This window comes from Neobacillus niacini (assembly GCF_019749295.1).
In the GTDB taxonomy this organism is placed as follows: domain Bacteria; phylum Bacillota; class Bacilli; order Bacillales; family Cytobacillaceae; genus Neobacillus; species Neobacillus niacini_D.
In genome coordinates this window covers 128,834-146,904 of sequence record NZ_JACWFG010000002.1, presented here as the reverse complement: position 1 = coordinate 146,904, position 18,071 = coordinate 128,834, and the positions used below count along the sequence as shown (strand labels likewise).

The window sequence follows — 18,071 nt, the reverse complement described above, 5'->3', positions numbered from 1 at the left end:
TATCACCGAAGAAAATCACGGCAGTGAAAATATCTGGTGGATTTAACTTCATCTACAAACCATAGGTAATAATAGAATTTCAGAGAGGGTGCACCATACTAACTTGGTGCACCCTATTTTTGGACTTAATATATAAAGAATGGTAAAAGTTAGGTAATCAATTAGTATTTTAGTAGAGATAAATTGCTTAAAGTACCTATCTTATATTTTGTGGTAAATTGGTAGTACCCTTTATAGGGTATTATGATAAAGAGGTTGAAATATATGAAAGTAGACACCTAAAAATAGTATTTAGATAGATAGTTGAAAGTAAATTTCCAGTTCCTATCATTCCCCGAGTACTTTTACCTGGAATTTTATTAAACGTGGAAGAGGATGTAAAGAATGGTTCTTGTCCTCGACAATCTTATTACTTAATAACACCCCATTTTCTTGTTAAACGCCTTGATATCAAGGCTCCCCCCGAGATTCTAATCAAACGATTAATTAGTTCATTTAAGGTTAATCAAACGTTTGATTAAAAATGCATTTTTTCCTATTATGATAAGCTTACTAGAGCAAAATGAGAACAATATTTGTTGAAATTTGCTCCATAAATTTGAAATTTATCTACTCAGAAAGGAGAGAGAAGAAGTGACGGAAAAGGATGTTAACTTTGTTAACATCCTAGTTATTTATTAATTGATAGTATAAGAAAAAAAACTAAATAGAGTTGGCAAGTACAGTCAGAGCTGCACTTAGAATAACGGTGCCAATCATAATGGCAATATAAAGTAGAAATGGTAGGTACCCTGATTAAAAGTACTAAATCGGAGGTTTTTTTGCGTGGGCAAACACGTGTATTCAAGTGAAACAAAGCGGGATGTAGTTAAGGATAAATTTGAAAATGGAAAATGTTATCTGGATTGGCCTTTTTAACTTCTAATCCAAAGAAAGGTAACAATCATCAAAAACAAATTTTGGGAATATCAATTATGTATAGTCCTGTGGTACTATTATTATGGAACTATATGGAAGTATAAAATTGAAGCGGGTGTGTGTATGTCTAGTAAGTTATTGAAGATTGTAGTAATTTTATTGTTGTTTTCTAGTTTAGTAGCTCCAAACGTGTGGGCTGAAACAATTAAAAAAGAAGAGGTACCACTAGAAGAGACTGCTACCCAACAAATGGTGGTCTTAAAAAATCAGGATGTATTTTCTGAGCAAAAGAGTCAAGAGGTTCAAAGCTTAAAAAGTAAATACAAAAATAAGAAAATTATTAAGGTCATTATTGAGCTTAATACCTCTTTTCAACCCGAAGGGAAACTAGCAAAAGAGAGTAAATCAAAACAACGAAAACAAATTGAGACTGTTCAAGATTCTGTAAAAGAAGATTTAATGAGTATATTACCAGAACAAGCAAAGTCAGTAAAAACTTTTAAGACAGTACCATATATTACCCTTGAGGTAGATGAGAATGGATTAGATGCTTTACATAAAAATCCAAATGTAAAAAGTATTGTTGAAGATATCCCTATGCTAGTAGGTCTGCCACTAGAAAAGGAAAGTGCCGTAAATGACCAACAAATGAATACAAAGGAAAAAGGGAATAGTATTGATTTCCCAAGCTTAGCTGAAAGCACAAATGTAATAAATGCAGATGCAGCTTGGTCACAAGGTTTTACAGGTGAAGGTCAAGCCGTTGCTATTCTTGACACAGGCGTTGATAAAAGTCATTCTTTTTTGGCAGGAAAGGTAATCTCTGAGGCATGTTATTCAACGAATAATTATTACTCTGGTATTGAATCGTTATGTCCAAGCGGTGTTTCTCAATCAGTCGAAATAAATTCAGGGCTAGATTGTTCAGGACTTAGTGGCTGTGGGCATGGCACACATGTTGCGGGGATCGCTGCAGGTAATGGAGAAAGCTTCTCAGGCGTTGCTAAGGATGCTAACATTATTGCAATAAAAGTTTTTTCTAAATTTCCCTCCTATCAGTGTAATGGTGCACCTTGTGCTATGAGTTACTCCTCTGATCAGATACGTGCCTTAGAAAGAGTTTATGAATTAAGTTCTGAAATAAAGATTTCCGCCGTTAATATGAGTCTAGGTGGTGGGAGGTACTACAGTACGTGTAGTGATCCTAGAAAAGGTATTATTGATAATTTAAAGTCGATAGGAATAGCAACTGTAATTTCTTCAGGAAATGAATCTTATAAAGATTCTGTTGGTGCTCCGGGATGTATTGAAACAGCAGTTACAGTAGGTGCTACAGATAATAGTGATAACGTTACTTATTTTTCAAATAGTGCTAGTTTCATAGATTTATTAGCACCTGGATATTTTATCAATTCATCTATCAATGGTGGCGGGTTTGGGTATAAGTCAGGGACTTCTATGGCAGCTCCTCATGTTACTGGGGCCTGGGCAGTGATAAAAGAAAAGTATCCCAATGCATCAGTAGATGAAATCGCCCAAATGCTTGAAAATACTGGGAAACCTGTCAGAGATACAAATGGTATTACGAAGCCTAGAATCGATTTAGGGTGGATGCTAAATTCTAACGAACTTGTTGATATTTACCTAGAAGACTTCGAAAAGGATACTGGTCGGTATAGTAAAACGGGCACTAGTAACTCTTCTTGGGAATGGGGAACGCCGACAATCGGGCCAACAAGCAGTGTAACAAAAGTGTGGGGAACAAATCTTAATGGTTCTTATAATAGTGGTGAACAGAGTTATATAGAATCACCAACTATTGATTTAACAGGTGTCAAATCGTTAATTAATGTTTCATGGGATCAATGGTTGGAATTAGAGAATAGCTGGGATTACTCTCGGGTGGAAGTGAGTAAGGATGGTGGACAAACTTGGACAGTTAAAGACACCGCAACAGGAAACCAACCAAGTTGGAGAAACAAATCTATTACATTAGATCATTCATATGGAGTAAGTAATTTTAAAATGAGATTTGGAATCGTTACAGATTCCTCTATAACATATAATGGGGTGTATATTGATAATGTAAAAATAAGTGGGGATAGAGAAAAACTACTTGAAATCAATAGTGTAACGGCAAATGTTAAGGGGCCAACAACGGTAGATACACCGATTACCTGGACGGTAGACGGAACAGGGGTCACGTATGCCTGGTATGTCTATAAAGGGACAACGAAAGTGGCAACTTACCCATATTCAAGCAGTAAGACGTTAAAATGGACGCCCAAGGAAGGCGGAGACTATCGGGTAAAGGTCTATGCAAAGGATAGTGAAGGAAAATCAGTTTCCAAACAGTCAGCTGTTATAAAAGTGACTAATCCTGTCAAAATCAATAGTGTAACGGCAAATATTAAGGGTTCAACAACGGTAGATACACCGATTACCTGGACGGTAGACGGAAACGGGAATGGAGTCAAATATGCTTGGTATGTTTATAAAGGAACAACAAAAGTGGCAACTTATCCATATTCAAGCAATAAGACGTTAAAATGGACACCCAAGGAAGGCGGGGACTATCGGGTAAAGGTCTATGCAAAGGATAGTGAAGGAAAATCGGTTTCTAAACAGTCCGTTGTTATAAAAGTGACCAATCCTGTCAAAATCAATAGTGTAACGGCAAATATTAAGGGTTCAACAACGGTAGATACACCGATTACCTGGACGGTAGACGGAAACGGGAATGGAGTCAAGTATGCTTGGTATGTTTATAAAGGAACAACAAAAGTGGCGACTTACCCATATTCAAGCAGTAAGACACTAAAATGGACACCAAAAGAAGCCGGGGACTATCGGGTAAAAGTCTATGCAAAGGATAGTGAAGGAAAATCGGTTTCTAGACAGTCCGTTGTTATAACAGTGAATTCTGTCAAAATCAATAGCGTAACGGCAAATATTAAGGATACATCAACGGTTGATAAACCCATTACCTGGACGGTAGACGGAAAGGGGAATGGAGTCAAATATGCTTGGTATGTCTATAAAGGAACAACAAAAGTAGCAACTTACCCATATTCAAGCAGTAAGACGTTAAAATGGACACCAAAAGAAGCCGGGGATTATCGAGTAAAGGTATATGCAAAGGATAGTGAAGGAAAATCAGTTTCCAAACAGTCAGCCGTTATAAAAGTGACGAAACCAACACAAACAAAAAGCGTAGCGGCAAATGCAGAGGGACTATCAACAATTGCTAATCCAATTACCTGGACGATAGACGGAAAAGAAACAGGAATTCAGAATGCATGGTATACCTATAAAGGATAAGAGTATTCAAGTAGTAAAAGATTAAAAAGTGACCCTCTTGTTTTACAAGAGGGTCGTTTTATGATTTTTAATCGTTTATCAGTGAATGAACAGTATTGTTTCAAAATCATAGTTTAGTAGTGATATTCAATGAAAAATATCAATATCTCCAACAACAGCTAATATGAAAGCTGCACCAACGGTAAATGGAAGTCTAGAAGTAACGGGAGAAAAATTCCCACTCAATGAATCGGGGTACGTCTACATTGATTTGAATGGTGATGAATTAAGTGGCTGGAATGAGCCATATGGTTATGTATATTCTGATGCTATTGGTCATTTCCAGGTCAGTCTGAACATACCGGCTGATGTGCCAGTAGGTAGTTACCAAATTAGGTTTGATTCTAACTCCAGTTATGGAGAGTTGTACGTCAAGCCTTTACCAATTACAATTAGATGATTTTTTAGGTTAAAGCATAAAAGGAGAGAGAGTTTTCATTGGCGACTCTCTTCTCCTTTTATTTACTTATAGTTCAAAGGACGTAGGTGATTTTATATAATAAAATGGTGAAAATTGGTTTAAAATGTGTTTATATTTTTCTGTATCCAAAAAATAGGAGGAAAGAGCGGTTCAAAGGTAGTGGAATAATAATTTTTAGACAAAGAGATTTATAAAAAAGGGAGAGCGGAAGAAAGTGAAAAAGGTATATATTTTTTTAGCATTTTTATTTACTATTATTTTAGCAAACTTTCAAGTTCCAACCGCATCAGCAGCTGGGAGCAATGTGAATCTGACTTCGGATAAGATTTCTTAAATACTGGCTAGTCAGCGAATGGTCTGACCGTTTGGTACATAACATCAAACACATCAACCTTATTAACAAAAAGATTCATATAGGCCGCGAATTTCCTGCCCTTGAATGGACTGTGTAACATATGGAATCAGGGAGGGATCACAGACACCCTTTAATTCGTAGTACATACAATCCAATACGTGTTTGTAATTGTCATAAGGATTATGATTCCCCCAGTTTTTAATACCGATTTCTCGTGATTCAGGGTTGTAACGTATCAGCTTGTGGTGCTGAATGAATCGTTCCATTAACAAGTTAACCGTCTCAATCGTATAGCCCAAATCAAAAGCCATTTGTCTTCTCGTAATTTTATAGACTCCTATATGATTTGTTCTTGAATTCGAAAGAAGATATAAATAAAAATACTTATCCTGCGGGGTCATCATCACACCTTCTGAGTCAATCCAAAAGTCAGTACATACCATTGATTCCTTTTTCATCTTCCATCACTCCATTCTTATATTTTTATTTCGACAATAAATTTCCCTGGAAATCATTTAAAGTTCATATTTCAAAAGGGGTTATCCTAGTTCTAATCAAACGTTTGATTAATTTAAATTTGTTGAAAGTAGTCCATTCATGTCATCTAATAGGTTTGAGAGATGGTGTAGGTCCACTATGAAGTTCAGGACTCCAAACCAATCAAGACAGATCAACAAACTTCCCATATTCCTTCTTAAACTCCAGTTCAATCGTCCCAATCGGGCCATTTCGCTGTTTGGCGAGAATAATTTCTATTTTATTTGCCTGCTTGCTGTCTTTAGAATAATAATCATCTCGGTAGAGGAAGGCGATGGTGTCTGCGTCCTGTTCGATCTGGCCGCTCTCACGAAGATCCGAAAGCATGGGGCGTTTATCCTGCCTGGCCTCTACGCCGCGGCTTAGCTGCGAAAGAGCAATCACACTGACATTCAAATCTCGTGCCAGCTTCTTTAAGAACCGGCAGATTTCACTGATCTCCGCCTGACGATTTCCTTTGTGCTTGCTGTCCCCATCAATGAGCTGAAGATAATCAATGATCACGAGTAATCGTGCAGTATCACCATATTTCTTCCGCAGCCTGCGCACCTTCGAATAAATATAGTTCACATCCATGCCGGCTTTATCAAAAATATGCAGCTGGCTGCCCGCAATCCTCCTAAGCGCATTCGTGTATTTACCCCAATCATCCTCCGAAAAATAACGATAGGGATTTCGGAGTTTCACCGAACTAATTTCTTCGCAAATACAGGCAGCGCGCTTTAACAACTGCTTTTTAGACATTTCAAGCGAGAAAATCACACTGACATCTTGAATGGCATGGTGAAGCGCTAAGTTAAGGGCAAAAGCGGTCTTTCCTACGCTTGGGCGGGCACCGATGATGATTAGATCAGACTCCTGGAAACCGCCAGTCAGCTTATCAAGCTTGCCAAAACCGGAGGAGCAGCCAGGTATGTCACCGAGATCACGCTCGCCTTCACTATATAATTCAATTAAACTAGGGGAGATTTCACCGCTGTCTTGTCCATCTGTTTGAAGGTCTTCTAATTCCATTAATTGGTGGATTCCTTCACTAACTACCTGTTCAATGTCTCCATCCATGACTTTATTTTTGAATTCCTCCGCATAAGCAAGGGCCTTCCGGCGCTTATCATGGCTGCGGACAGCGTCTTCATATGTATGAAAGTGTGCAATCGAAGGGACGCTACCTGCGAGGTAGAAGAGATATGACATCCCTCCGACACTGCCAATTTGTTCCCCTCCAATCTCGTCGAGAACCGTTACCGGGTCGATTGGTTGTCCTTTTTTTGCTAACGATTGAATCACAGTATAAAGGTTTCTTAAGAAGGGAGAGAAGAGCTGTTTCGGTTGAATGGAACAGCCCTTTGCCAGCTCATTGTCTAAGAAGAACGAACCGACAAAGGCTTCTTCTACCCTTTGACTGTTGCCTTCATAGCTCTCCATTTTCATCCTCCCTCTGAATGCCAAGAATGTTACATATATTTGCGAGCTCCGTTTTAATCACTTCCTTATTAGCAGGGGGCTGGTCATTCATCAGCTGTGCATAAGTCTCCGTCACGTCTGGAATGGCGCGTGAAATTCTGTCTGAAGCTGAGATAAGATCACAAATTTTCGGCGGGAAGCTGGAATACGTCACATACTTTAGGAGATTACGCTGTAACTTTTCATAAGAGAAATCTAGTAATACCTCATGCCAGCTATCAATTTTTTGCTGAGTGATTTGAAACTGCTCGTAATAAAGATTGATTTGCTCAAGCAGCGCGTATGTTTCTCGTTTAGTCTTCAAGGTTAAAAGCCTCCTCCGATAAGTTCTTTTGTCCAAGCTGCTGATTAAGATACGATTCAAACTTCGTTCCGAATAAAGTCTCAGGTCGGAGGAATTTACTCCACCGGGCATCCAGCTGCCATTCTGCTGACTTTAAATTTATTACCTTTTTAAAATCCTCCAGTGTATGGCCTTCGTTAAATCTGGCTTGAATGAGGTGGTTTGTTTTCCTGGAATCTGCTTTAAAGCTCTTGCCGGTCTTTTCATTTAGGTACTGAATGATGTCCGCATACGGTATAGTCTTTTTCTCTGTTGTAATCTCTGAAGTACTCTCTGGTATTGCTTGGTCCAAGCTGAACTGTAAAGGAGTCGAGTCTGATAATTCCACTGGTTCAGGTTGAGCCGAGGAAGGCTCACACCTTTGCTCGATTTCTACTAGTTGTTCATAATTGATCGTATACCATTTCGTTTTATCCAGCTTCATAGCATTCCAATTGTCCGATACCACAACACCGCTCTTTTCTAACGAATAAAACGTCCGTCTAATGGTACTTACAGACCAAAAGGGAAATTGCTTCTGCCAATCCTCATAGCTGTTGTATACCCACTTTTTCCCTTCAATTGTGTGCTTACTTATCCTTAACCAGTAATGAATCTGCTGCAGAACCACCGCCTCATTCATTCCAATCTTCACCGCCAAAGACGGAACAATCATCAATGGAGCTTCATTAATCAACAACGTACTCATCTCAATCTCTCCTTTTCTTTCATCGAAACAGTGATGCCCTTCGGAGTGGTATCCTCGAGCTGCTCACTGTTTTCTCACCTTCTATATATAGAAAAGATAGGGAAAAGGACAGGTTGGTGAAAAAAAATCGGTGCCTGTCACTCCCCGGTTTTTGTCGAAGATTGATAGGTTGTTACAGTGATAGATGGAGGTGCAGCTTAATATTGTTGGGATATTGGTAGTCGTTCTTCTTTCTGTTTTTAGGAAAGGAGGTGATAATTATGGAAACATTTCTTGAATTTCTGATTGAGGTTTTGAAAGGAGTTGTGCGTGAAGTAAGTGCTCATTTTGTTCTAAGAAGTCTTTTGGATAATAAGAAAACCACCAGCAGCCGTAGCAAGCAAAAGGGTGGTTCGCCTAAAGAATATGTCTTAACAACCACCACCCTGACGGTAGAGGCTGGGACCAAGAGAAGTCATACATGAAAGTTGAATGTTCAGTTTGTGGAGACTATGAAACGTATTACAGAGATCCAGCTACAAAGAGGAATATAGGGTGTGCATGTTACTTTTGCGGTGATGTACAAGCTTTTGAATTCAATTCCGGTGCCTGTCACTCCTCGAGTTTCGTCGAAGATTGATTGTACTGTAAATTCGATATAAAAAGGAGAGACCAGATTCGATAGCGAATCTGGTCTCTTTAAACGCTGGTAATCTAGGGTTTATGTCGCGCCGCTTTCAATTTGTTGAGGGGGGCAGTTCTAATGGCTTTTATAGGTGGTGAAAGGAAATAGAGAGGACCTCCCAAGAAAGTGATACCAATGAATCTAGTTACTAATGGGTTCGCAGAATAATAAGTTTATAAGCCTAAGAAGCAGCCATGAGAACCGGCCCCATGGCTGCCTAGGGCTGCATCATTCAGGCTTAACAGCTATAAATTCGTCAATGGTTTCAGGGGTGTTTTTACCTTCTTTTCCTTTGAAAAGGTCGATATTAATAGTCACATCCATACAGCCAAGGTATTTTCCATCTTCATCACGTACGGCCATAAACTTTTGGTAAATTTGGCCGGTTTCACCATGGCGTTTTGGGAACCAAAATTCCCATTCGTCACGTGCTCCTGAACGGAAATCATTCAACAATTTTTCAACGTGATGAGCCACTTTTGGGTGAAGCTCAAGCACAGGGAGACCAATCGCTTCTTTACGGCGACCGTGCACGCGGTGCGGATTATTTGAATACCAGCGGAAAATATCGTTGGCATCGCAAAAGCCCATTTCAAATGGCAAAAGATTGATGATTGCATCTAAGGTGCTTGCTTTAATCGCACCAGTTTCAAAGTTAATTACCGCTTCAGGACTAATTAAATCAGACAATTTTTCTACAGACATATATAAAAACTCCTTTATGAGAATAATAAAGTACAAATATTAGTGAGTAAGACGTAATATGGTTCCTAATTAAATGATAATTGTTTTCAGTGATATTTGTTGTGATATATATCACGGTGCCTGTCACTCCCCGACTTTTGTCGAAGATTGCTAGGTTGTTAGATATGTAAAGAGTGATAGAATGGAGGTGCAGCTTAATATTGTTGGGGTGGGTGGTTGTCGAACTTCTTTCCTTTTAGGAAAGGAGGTGATGATCATGGAAATGTTTCTTGAAATTCTACGAGAAGTTCTGAAGGGAATTGTGCGGGAATTAGGTGCATTCTTTTTTCGAAAAAATATTCTAGAATACAAGGAAACCACCCTGCGCCGACGAAAGCAAAAGGGTGGTTCAGATAAAATATAAACATTGACAACCACCACCCTGACGGTCGAGGCTGCATGGAGAAGTGTTGGTAGCACTTCTCTTTTTTATTATATGTCCATTATACACAAAGTTATTCCAGGTGAGAAGGAATTTAGAACCTTCCGTTACACCGGCACTCTCTTATATTTTTATCACAGTTTTTGCAGGATTTTCTAATATATTGTAGAAATATAGTATGGAAATACCTCGTATAATATCTTCAGCAATAACTTCTCGAAAAAACCTTCACTATGTAATTTAAGGCATTATTCAACGTTTTTCCCAAGGCCATTTCTCGTTAATCTCTGTATTTACTATAAACGATGAAAAATTATATGAACCATTTTAGACTTGGCCGGAGAGAACAAGATAACTCACCACTACAATTGGGAAGCTATGACACTAAGACGCAGAGGTGTTTCAAAACCACTAAGTATTGCGAGGGAGGCATAATGGCACGCCCACACAGGGTTTGGATCAATTACCGTTATTATCATATCGTTTGCCGTGGCAATCGCCGCGACCCGCTTTTTCGAAACGCTTCTGACTTCAGTGCCTTTTTCCATATCCTTGACCAGCTCCATGAAAAAATACCGTTTGAGATTGCCTCATACTGTTTAATGACCAACCACTATCATCTTCTCATTCGCTCAAAAGACGCTTCTTTTTCAAAACTCATGGGATTGATCAACAAGCGCTATGCCAATTATTACAATACCAAGTACCGATTAACGGGACATGTCTATGAAAAAAGATTTTATGACAAGATGATTGTAGATAAAGAAGGGATGCTAGAAGTTAGCCGTTATATTCACTTAAATCCTGTAAAGGCAAAAATGGTCAGGAAGCCAGAATATTACCCGTGGAGCAGCTACCATTTGTTTAGGAATCCACATACTGTGGGACCGTCCTATATGAAAATTGATAGTATATTAGATTATTACCTTGGAACCATTGAGGAAAAGAAAGAAAAGTACTGTCAGTATATAGGTGCTATTCATCCTAAGGAATAGAAATGCCTGACTATGATAGTAACCAAACAAAATAATAGTTGATTAAGGAAATTGGAGGTATGTATGAACAGTAATGATGGCAAAAGTCAGAATAATGAAGAAGCTCAAATTGGGGCTAACGGAAGAAAAGACTCTGAATTAGATAATTCCATATCAAAACTGCTAATATTTGCATGTTATATAACTGCTTTTATGTTGGTTGTTGCGATTTTGTATGGATTTTTAGGTATAGTTGCTGACATCCTTAATAAGACAGAGTTACTTCAGGTTGACAGGCTAATAGTTGTTAAATATGTTGGAGTTGTTTATTTTGTATGGAGGTTAACAAAGATTCTAGGTGATCACTGGAGGTCAAGTGAGAAAAATGAAATTGGTACAGCAGTGACAAACTTTCCAAATCCATTTTATGATTCAAACTTTACTAAAGGACCAATACTACTTAGAAGAAAGTATAGGGAGCTTTTAACCCAATATAATTTTAATAAATCGCTATTAAAAAGAAGTCAGCAAAATTCAATCCAGTTAGGCGAGGCAATTAAAAAATTTGATTCAAAGTTAAGAGTTTTGTTAAGACATAATGATAATTCTAACCGTTTATTACGTTCAGTTAATTATTTATATCAAACGGATGATAAAAGATTTGTAGAAAAAATGCTGAATCATATACTTGAAGAATGTATTACGATTCTTGAAAAAGACCAATCTGATAAATCTATTTCTTTGTTTGAAGTAAATAAGGATAAACTGTCAATTAAAGAAAGTGTTAGGATTAATGCTGAGTCAATTGCAAAAAGATATTTTAATAAAAATGAAGGATTTGCTGGCTATATATGGGGAAAAGATAAGGCTGAAATTGTAAATCATATAAAAGAGAGCGATAAGCGTTTTTTAGACGGCGGTATGCCTGCAACTCCAATAGGTTCCATATTAGGGTTTCCTTTAATGGTTGATGAAAATATAATAGGGGTACTCTGCCTTCAATCCGAATCGGAAAATGGTTTTAATGAAGCAGATTTAAGAACAGTTGAATTTTACGCAAGAATGTGCACGTTTATTCTTTTGTATGATAAAATGAATATAAATGATATGGCTGTTGAGGGAGGGGAGAACGAATGACAACTATGGTAAATTCCATAAAGAAAACTGGTTATAATGATATTGATAGGATTTTGACTGAGGCTCATAATTTGATTCAAGAAGGCAATGAACTGCAAAAGGACATTGATGTAGCAGTAAAGTATAAACCCACAAATCCCTTTAACTCCCGACCAAAAAGATCAAAATTTAAAATTAGATTTAGAAATAATTAACTAACTTATATAAACTACAATAGGTTTTATTCCATCTTGGATATGGATTTCCAAGTCCAATAGCGGACAAAATAAAATAATTTAAAGAAAGGGATCAGTGATTATTATATGCTGGTTCCTTTTTGTTCCAATCACCCACTAAGGGGAAGAATATTATGAATCTATGAATTCGTGTCTATTAGAATTTATGATAAATTCGCCGCATCCACTAAAGATTGGTAAATTGATCCATAGTTCTACTGGGGGAGCACAATTCCTGTAATTTGTACTCGATTTGACTCTAGGAAAAATAGATTAGATAGGAAAAGGTACTGAATGGATTTTCTGACAAAAAATTTGCTAGAGGAACAGGCGAAAGCATAACAAAAGCGGGTTTACTAGACTTTCAATTAAACGTTTGATGGGATCATTCCTTGTTATTAATTGTAATAATATATATCTTATATATTTCTTTTGTCTGTTTTGCAGGCGATTCCTAACTACCACAACTTTTATATGACAATTTACTCTCTTGAAAATTGGTCAAAGTCCATTTGTTACAAGGCTTTAAGCTCTATTTAAACAAACGATTAATTAGTAAAATTTATTTTAACCAAACGTTTGATTAGAATGGCCTTAAATGCTGTTAAGACAAAGTTTATGCCTCTTTTGTGGGAATGATATGTCGAAAAAGAAACTAGTGTAAAGGTGTTCTAAAGACCATTAAAGCCATAAGAGTCATGGGAACCCCCCCCATGGCTCTTATTAATATGGTAGAATTTAAGAGATTGAATATTATAAAAATTTAGGTGATTGTAGATGATGATTGCTTCTAAAAAAACACAACAAATGGCTGTGAGTATTTTTACTGAGTTAGCGAATAAAAAACGTGAGGCTATTGGGCGGGGGATTGATGTCATTGATTTAAGTGTGGGCAGTCCGGATTTGCCGCCGCCTGCTCATGTTGTTGATGCGTTAGTTACATACAGTAAAGATACAACTAAATATGGTTATACATTGAAGGGGATTGATGAATTTCATGAAGCAGTTGGCTATTTTTATAAACAACGCTATGGAATTGATCTCAATCCTGAGAATGAAATATTACAGCTAATGGGGTCTCAAGATGGTCTAAGCCATTTGGCGACTGCGATGATTGATCCTGGCGATTATGTTTTGGTCCCTGATCCAGGGTATCCAATTTATGAACATAGTGTCATGATTGCCGGCGGGTCTATTTATCCGATGCCTTTAGTGGAGGAGAATGGATATTTACCAAAATTGAATGAAATTCCATTTGAAGTCTTAGAAAAAACAAAAATGATGATTCTTAGTTATCCTGGAAATCCCGTCACAGCCTTAGCATCAATTGAATTTTTTGAAGAGGTTGTCGCTTTTGCAAAAAAATACAATATTTTAGTCGTTCATGATTTTGCCTATTCGGAACTTGTTTTTGACCAACATCCACAAATAAGCTTTATGTCGGTAGAAGGGGCAAAGGAAGTGGGAATTGAATTTAATTCCTTGTCAAAAACGTTTAATATGGCCGGCTGCCGGATTGGCTATGCAGTTGGGAACCAGGAAGCATTAAAGATATTAGCTTCATTTAAGTCCAATATTGATTACGGTATATTTTATCCCATTCAAATGGCAGCAGTCACTGCGTTGACTTCTGATTATACTGCACTCCGTGAGCAAGTAATAGAATATGAGAAGCGAAGAGATATTTTGATTTCCGGACTTGAGAAAGGCGGGTGGAACGTTCCGAAGTCACCGGCTACGATGTTTGTCTGGGCTAAAATCCCTTCAGGATGGACTTCACGTCAATTTGCGTTTGAACTAATAGAAAAAGCAGGAGTAGCCGTTGTTCCTGGTGATGCCTTCGGAAGGCAAGGGGAAGGTTATGTTCGGATCGCACTCGTCCAAAGTCCTGAAAGACTCGCTCAAGCAGCAGAACGGATACAAGATTATTTACATGAGAATCGATAGGACCATTGGGGACGGTTCTGATGGCTTATTTTTCTCCTAAATATCGGTAGAAAAAACCATTCTATAAAAATTTCCGAACCTGTCATTCCTTGAGTTGTTGAAGATTGATAGGATGTTCGAAAGCTAAAAAACGAGAGCTCCTTAGAAGTAAGGGAGCTCTGTTTTAGTTTATCTAAGTCCTGCTGCCTGTTCAACTTGGACTTGGTGAGAAGCATCTGCTCTTCCGTCTACATGGCGGGTAGATTTACCAAAATAGACAATTCTTTACAAACTCTTACAGTTTGAGTAGAACTACCTTATTTTGTATAAAAAAAGTTGCTTGGCTAATTTAATAACATGGCAATTACCTGTAGAAAAAAATGGAAAAGCCTACTATTAGTCGAATATTAGCAGCTTTTCACCTTCTAGAGAGAGGTTTTATGATGTCAGTTAAACAACATTGGAAAGACATAAACATAGCGAGTGAAAAAGTTTCCTCTTTAATTAATTCTTATTGGCATGAGCATTCTGACTGGGGAAACTGGCAGTTCTGGGTGGTCCTACTCTGCTTACTTATTCCACTTATTGTGCTGCTGATTAAACTTGATCGAAATAGAACCTTTGAAATTCTTTTCTTTGGTTTTACAGTACATATGTTATGGACTTATACAGACCTATTACTTATAAGACTTGGTTATATAGACCATCATTACTTCCTTATGCCGTTCTTACCACAGGCTTTAGGAATAACAGCTGCCATTATACCTGTTTCCTTTATGCTGCTGTATCAATATTGCCTGAATCAAGAAAAACCTTTCATTATTTGGACTACTGGGCTAAGTGCTATAATTGCTTTTGGTTTTGCACCTATCGAGATGTTGGCAGGATTCGTTTCCATCTATCAGGGATTTAATATTGTTCATCTATTCTTTATTGATGGTACTATTTCAATGATTGCATATGGAATGACTAAGTTTTTTGTAAGGTTTTATATGGCAAGATAATTCTCATTCTAGTTCATTTTTCAATATAACTTAATAGAAAACATTAAAAGGTAACGACCTCTTTCCTTTCCCTTTTTATGAATATCCACTCATGGAAAGAGGAGATGCTTTTCAGCGTATAAACCTCATTCCCTTTGAGAGTATACATAGTGTACTAACCCATACTAGTTTTATGTATTCATTAAGGAATATCGCTGGAAACATCCTATTGTTTATTCCTTTGGGATTTTCCATTCCACTATGATTTAAAGTAAACAAATTTTGGACAGTAACATTTTTAGGATTTTTAACTTCTTGTTTTGTTGAGGTTATACAGTTATTTACTTCTATACGATCCTTTGATGTCGATGACCTTATCTTGAATACTCTTGGTGCAAGTATAGGATTTGTTCTTTATCAACTATTTGATAAAATTAGAACCTGATTAGAACCAAAATAGATATCACAATGGGGAAGGGTCTCGTGGTTTTCCAGAGAACACCTAGTGGGTTTAAAAGGCTAATTTTTATCGACAAAACTTTTACCTGAAAACTGGTGAAGATTCTTTCTCATCAAGGGTTTAAGGTACTTTTAATCAAACGTTTAGTTAGTATTCAAAATAGTGGAATTTGGTCTGGTTTTGTTTTTTACTAGTTTCTATTGTCACTACTTGAGTAGAAACGGGGAAATGACCAGTTTATTCCGACAGGTTCCTCACCAAAATTGGGGCAAAAAAGCCTATAACAAAGGATTCACTGGCAATTTAATCAAACGTTTGATTAGGAGAATTGTAGTTAATTAAACGATTGATTAGAATCGCGTTACGAGCCTTTAATGCTGCATTTGCAGCTCCATTTGGGAAAGAAAATTGTCAAAAAGTGAAATAGTAATAAATATATTTTTGATCTTAGAATCAATTTACCCTATGGTGACCTTGTCGAGGTTTGTAGGTTTGCTTTCAATTAGGATTCAGCATGCAGCCAATCATAGTACACGACTTCACCTGTACCAAGCACATAGCGAAATGGCTTACTCTCATTTCTGTCTTCAGGCAATTGCTCAAGATAGAATCCTTTTAATTTATTGATTAAAATGCCATAAAAGAAGGCGATTGGTTTTACTACACGTTTGGTAGATTTTAGTTTTCGGACCAACTGTTTAAAAGACTGAATGGCAATAGCAAGAACATCCTCTGTGTGTTGGCTGCATTCAAATCCAAAAGCAGCAATTTGTACCATACGCCAGTATTCTTCAATGGTCTTCGCATCAGGAAAGAAGTATTTTACAAGTTGAACAAATGCTTGTGGAACTTTATCAGAAACAAAAGTGTGATTGATTTCAATCGACGCTTCGTTACGTTTAGTACTCTTTTGGTTATTAGTTTTTAAAAGATTATTAGTTTCTTTATGGTGGTTCAATTTTTTCGCTTTTGGTGGTTCACTTTGCGGGAAACGATTAAAACTATATAGATTGCTAGATTGTGATCCGTTCTTCCGTTCTGTTTCATGGATAGTGAGAATTCCTAATTCTTTCGCTTTCAAAGTCATCCGTTTAAATGTAGAGCGGGAGATTCCATTTCCATGGTATTCTTCATTGATTGCTTTTAACAAAGTCCCAATCTTTGCATTACAAACCCCTGGTACTTTTGCAGAAAAACGAACCAGCCGTTTCAACCCGATAACCTCTCCCTTAGAAAACTCGTGCTTCTTCACCGCTAACCACATCTCCACATGCGTATTAAACTCCTTCACACTTTTAAACTGAGAATACCCTTCAAACCCTTCAATTCTGCCTGATTTCAAATTCACAAAAATGCACCACCCTTTCTACCCTCTATATATGGATATAGAAGGCGAAAGGACAGGGTGATTGGTAGAAGATTGTTACAGAAGTGTGTACTTCGTATACGAATTCGTCTTCAACCAAGAATTGGCGGCGGGGAATTAACCCATGTATGTGCATCCCATCATTCAATGTATGGGCGCATTTCTTCTTCATGGGAGATTACGAAAACTGAAATATCTCTTAAAGTTGAAATTCCTTTAAATACAACTGCAATTGATAGAAATATAAACAATTAAAAAAACATTTAAAACTGTCTTAAAAAGATAGTTTTAAATGTTTTTTTGTTAGTCTTCTATTTTTTCAAAGGTGATAATTTCATTCATATCCTTAATATCTAGGGCATGCGCTATACATGCCAGATGGGGGAGGTGGGAAATAATCCTCTTTTGGTTCGCAAATTCACTTAAGGCTGCATGGCGTACATCGGTGCGGCGAGAAAGTTCCCTTATTGTCATTCCTTTTTCCAAAAGTAGTGCTTTTAACTTTACAACAACAATTGTATTCATTGATCACCTATACCCTTTTATAGTTGTTTTTTGTGGGAAAAACTAATTGAGATTGAAAGCTGACAGCGCTATCAATTCTTTGTTTTATATTTTCTTTTCCTGACCCTTTTTGGCGGCTCAATGATATAGGATTGTGGGTTATTCGCATTTTCTATGGTTATCCTGCTTAATTGCTCTGCTGATTTCAACTTATGATTAAAAGAAAATAGACTTGAATCGATTTGGAGTGACAGCCTATTTCGAAACTCTATTTGTGTTTTTCGTTTAATGCTATGTGTTCTTAAAATCTGACATGGATTAAACCAAATTGTATCTTCATGCTTGTGTGATTTATCGGGAAAGACACATATGTTATGTATATGGTTGAGCATGACAGGGCACATCATTTTGTTCGCAATGATGATTTTGGCCGTGTCCATGGCCCCTTTTAAATTAAATCCAATACTTCTAAGACTATCATCTAGTATTTCCAAAGGGGAGCGGTCAACGATGAATACACGGTGGAGCTCTCTTACTAGGGTACAAACCTTTGCATTGCGATCATTTAACCCAAACATGTACATCATATTCTTATTAATAATGTAGTAGTGTTCAATAATCAAACCTATC

General features: G+C 37.3%; 17 protein-coding genes and 1 pseudogene. 10 read left to right on the top strand and 8 right to left on the bottom strand.

Features of this window, described 5'->3' with window-relative positions; genetic code table 11:
- Window positions 1-1,041: 1,041 nt before the first annotated feature.
- Entirely contained in the window at window positions 1,042-4,239 is a 3,198-nt protein-coding gene (locus tag H0184_RS04365; protein WP_221821756.1) for a S8 family serine peptidase, read from the top strand.
- Window positions 4,240-5,095: 856 nt separating this feature from the next.
- Here the strand turns inward: H0184_RS04365 and H0184_RS04360 are convergent.
- The 4 genes from H0184_RS04360 to H0184_RS04345 all read right to left on the bottom strand — a co-directional run bounded on the left by H0184_RS04360 (window position 5,096) and on the right by H0184_RS04345 (window position 8,086).
- Complete coding sequence (locus H0184_RS04360; RefSeq protein ID WP_221821754.1) at window positions 5,096-5,512, bottom strand: hypothetical protein; 417 nt, start codon at window positions 5,510-5,512, stop codon at window positions 5,096-5,098.
- Window positions 5,513-5,714: 202 nt separating this feature from the next.
- Complete coding sequence (gene dnaB, locus H0184_RS04355) at window positions 5,715-7,016, bottom strand: replicative DNA helicase (RefSeq protein ID WP_221821751.1); 1,302 nt, start codon at window positions 7,014-7,016, stop codon at window positions 5,715-5,717.
- Complete coding sequence (locus tag H0184_RS04350) at window positions 7,003-7,359, bottom strand: replicative helicase loader/inhibitor (protein WP_221821737.1); 357 nt, start codon at window positions 7,357-7,359, stop codon at window positions 7,003-7,005. Before H0184_RS04350 ends, dnaB begins: the two co-directional genes overlap by 14 nt.
- The gene (locus H0184_RS04345; RefSeq protein WP_221821735.1) at window positions 7,349-8,086 is read right to left on the bottom strand and encodes a conserved phage C-terminal domain-containing protein; all 738 of its coding nucleotides are present in this window, start codon (window positions 8,084-8,086) and stop codon (window positions 7,349-7,351) included. Before H0184_RS04345 ends, H0184_RS04350 begins: the two co-directional genes overlap by 11 nt.
- A 260-nt stretch (window positions 8,087-8,346) precedes the next feature.
- On the opposite strand from H0184_RS04345, the gene H0184_RS04340 reads away from it, so the two are divergent.
- Window positions 8,347-8,550 (top strand): hypothetical protein, encoded by a 204-nt coding sequence (locus H0184_RS04340; protein WP_221821733.1) that lies wholly within the window; start codon window positions 8,347-8,349, stop codon window positions 8,548-8,550.
- Window positions 8,551-8,978: 428 nt separating this feature from the next.
- Here the strand turns inward: H0184_RS04340 and H0184_RS04335 are convergent, their stop codons facing one another.
- Window positions 8,979-9,455 (bottom strand): PAS domain-containing protein, encoded by a 477-nt coding sequence (locus tag H0184_RS04335; RefSeq protein ID WP_221821731.1) that lies wholly within the window; start codon window positions 9,453-9,455, stop codon window positions 8,979-8,981.
- 256 nt (window positions 9,456-9,711) lie between these two features.
- Here H0184_RS04335 and H0184_RS04330 point away from each other — a divergent pair, with 256 nt between their 5' ends.
- The 7 genes and pseudogenes from H0184_RS04330 to H0184_RS28065 form a co-directional block, all read left to right on the top strand.
- Window positions 9,712-9,858: a hypothetical protein gene (locus H0184_RS04330; protein ID WP_221821728.1), complete on the top strand. Its 147-nt coding sequence runs from the start codon at window positions 9,712-9,714 to the stop codon at window positions 9,856-9,858.
- Between the two features lie 452 nt (window positions 9,859-10,310).
- Entirely contained in the window at window positions 10,311-10,871 is a 561-nt protein-coding gene (locus H0184_RS04325; protein WP_221821725.1) for an REP-associated tyrosine transposase, read from the top strand.
- A gap of 63 nt (window positions 10,872-10,934) precedes the next feature.
- Complete coding sequence (locus H0184_RS04320; RefSeq protein ID WP_221821718.1) at window positions 10,935-11,987, top strand: GAF domain-containing protein; 1,053 nt, start codon at window positions 10,935-10,937, stop codon at window positions 11,985-11,987.
- Window positions 11,984-12,181: a hypothetical protein gene (locus H0184_RS04315; RefSeq protein WP_221821717.1), complete on the top strand. Its 198-nt coding sequence runs from the start codon at window positions 11,984-11,986 to the stop codon at window positions 12,179-12,181. Before H0184_RS04320 ends, H0184_RS04315 begins: the two co-directional genes overlap by 4 nt.
- A gap of 798 nt (window positions 12,182-12,979) precedes the next feature.
- On the top strand, window positions 12,980-14,149 hold the full coding sequence (locus H0184_RS04310; RefSeq protein ID WP_221821714.1) for an LL-diaminopimelate aminotransferase: 1,170 nt from the start codon (window positions 12,980-12,982) through the stop codon (window positions 14,147-14,149).
- Window positions 14,150-14,571: 422 nt separating this feature from the next.
- The gene (locus H0184_RS04305; protein WP_221821708.1) at window positions 14,572-15,132 is read left to right on the top strand and encodes a hypothetical protein; all 561 of its coding nucleotides are present in this window, start codon (window positions 14,572-14,574) and stop codon (window positions 15,130-15,132) included.
- 265 nt (window positions 15,133-15,397) lie between these two features.
- A pseudogene (locus H0184_RS28065) lies at window positions 15,398-15,556 on the top strand (VanZ family protein); the annotation flags it as partial.
- A gap of 517 nt (window positions 15,557-16,073) precedes the next feature.
- Here H0184_RS28065 and H0184_RS04295 read toward each other — a convergent pair.
- Entirely contained in the window at window positions 16,074-16,919 is an 846-nt protein-coding gene (locus H0184_RS04295; protein ID WP_313771710.1) for a hypothetical protein, read from the bottom strand.
- 57 nt (window positions 16,920-16,976) lie between these two features.
- Between H0184_RS04295 and H0184_RS04290 the strand changes: the two genes are divergently transcribed.
- Window positions 16,977-17,192 carry an alpha-L-rhamnosidase C-terminal domain-containing protein gene (locus H0184_RS04290; protein ID WP_313771709.1) on the top strand — a complete coding sequence of 72 codons (216 nt, stop codon included), beginning with the start codon at window positions 16,977-16,979 and terminating at the stop codon, window positions 17,190-17,192.
- Window positions 17,193-17,240: 48 nt separating this feature from the next.
- On the opposite strand, the gene H0184_RS04285 is transcribed toward H0184_RS04290, so the two are convergent.
- Window positions 17,241-17,462, bottom strand: coding sequence for a helix-turn-helix domain-containing protein (locus tag H0184_RS04285; RefSeq protein WP_221821706.1), 222 nt, complete (start codon window positions 17,460-17,462; stop codon window positions 17,241-17,243).
- Window positions 17,463-17,533: 71 nt separating this feature from the next.
- Entirely contained in the window at window positions 17,534-18,064 is a 531-nt protein-coding gene (locus H0184_RS04280) for a competence protein ComK (RefSeq protein WP_221821704.1), read from the bottom strand.
- Between the last annotated feature and the right edge of the window lie 7 nt (window positions 18,065-18,071).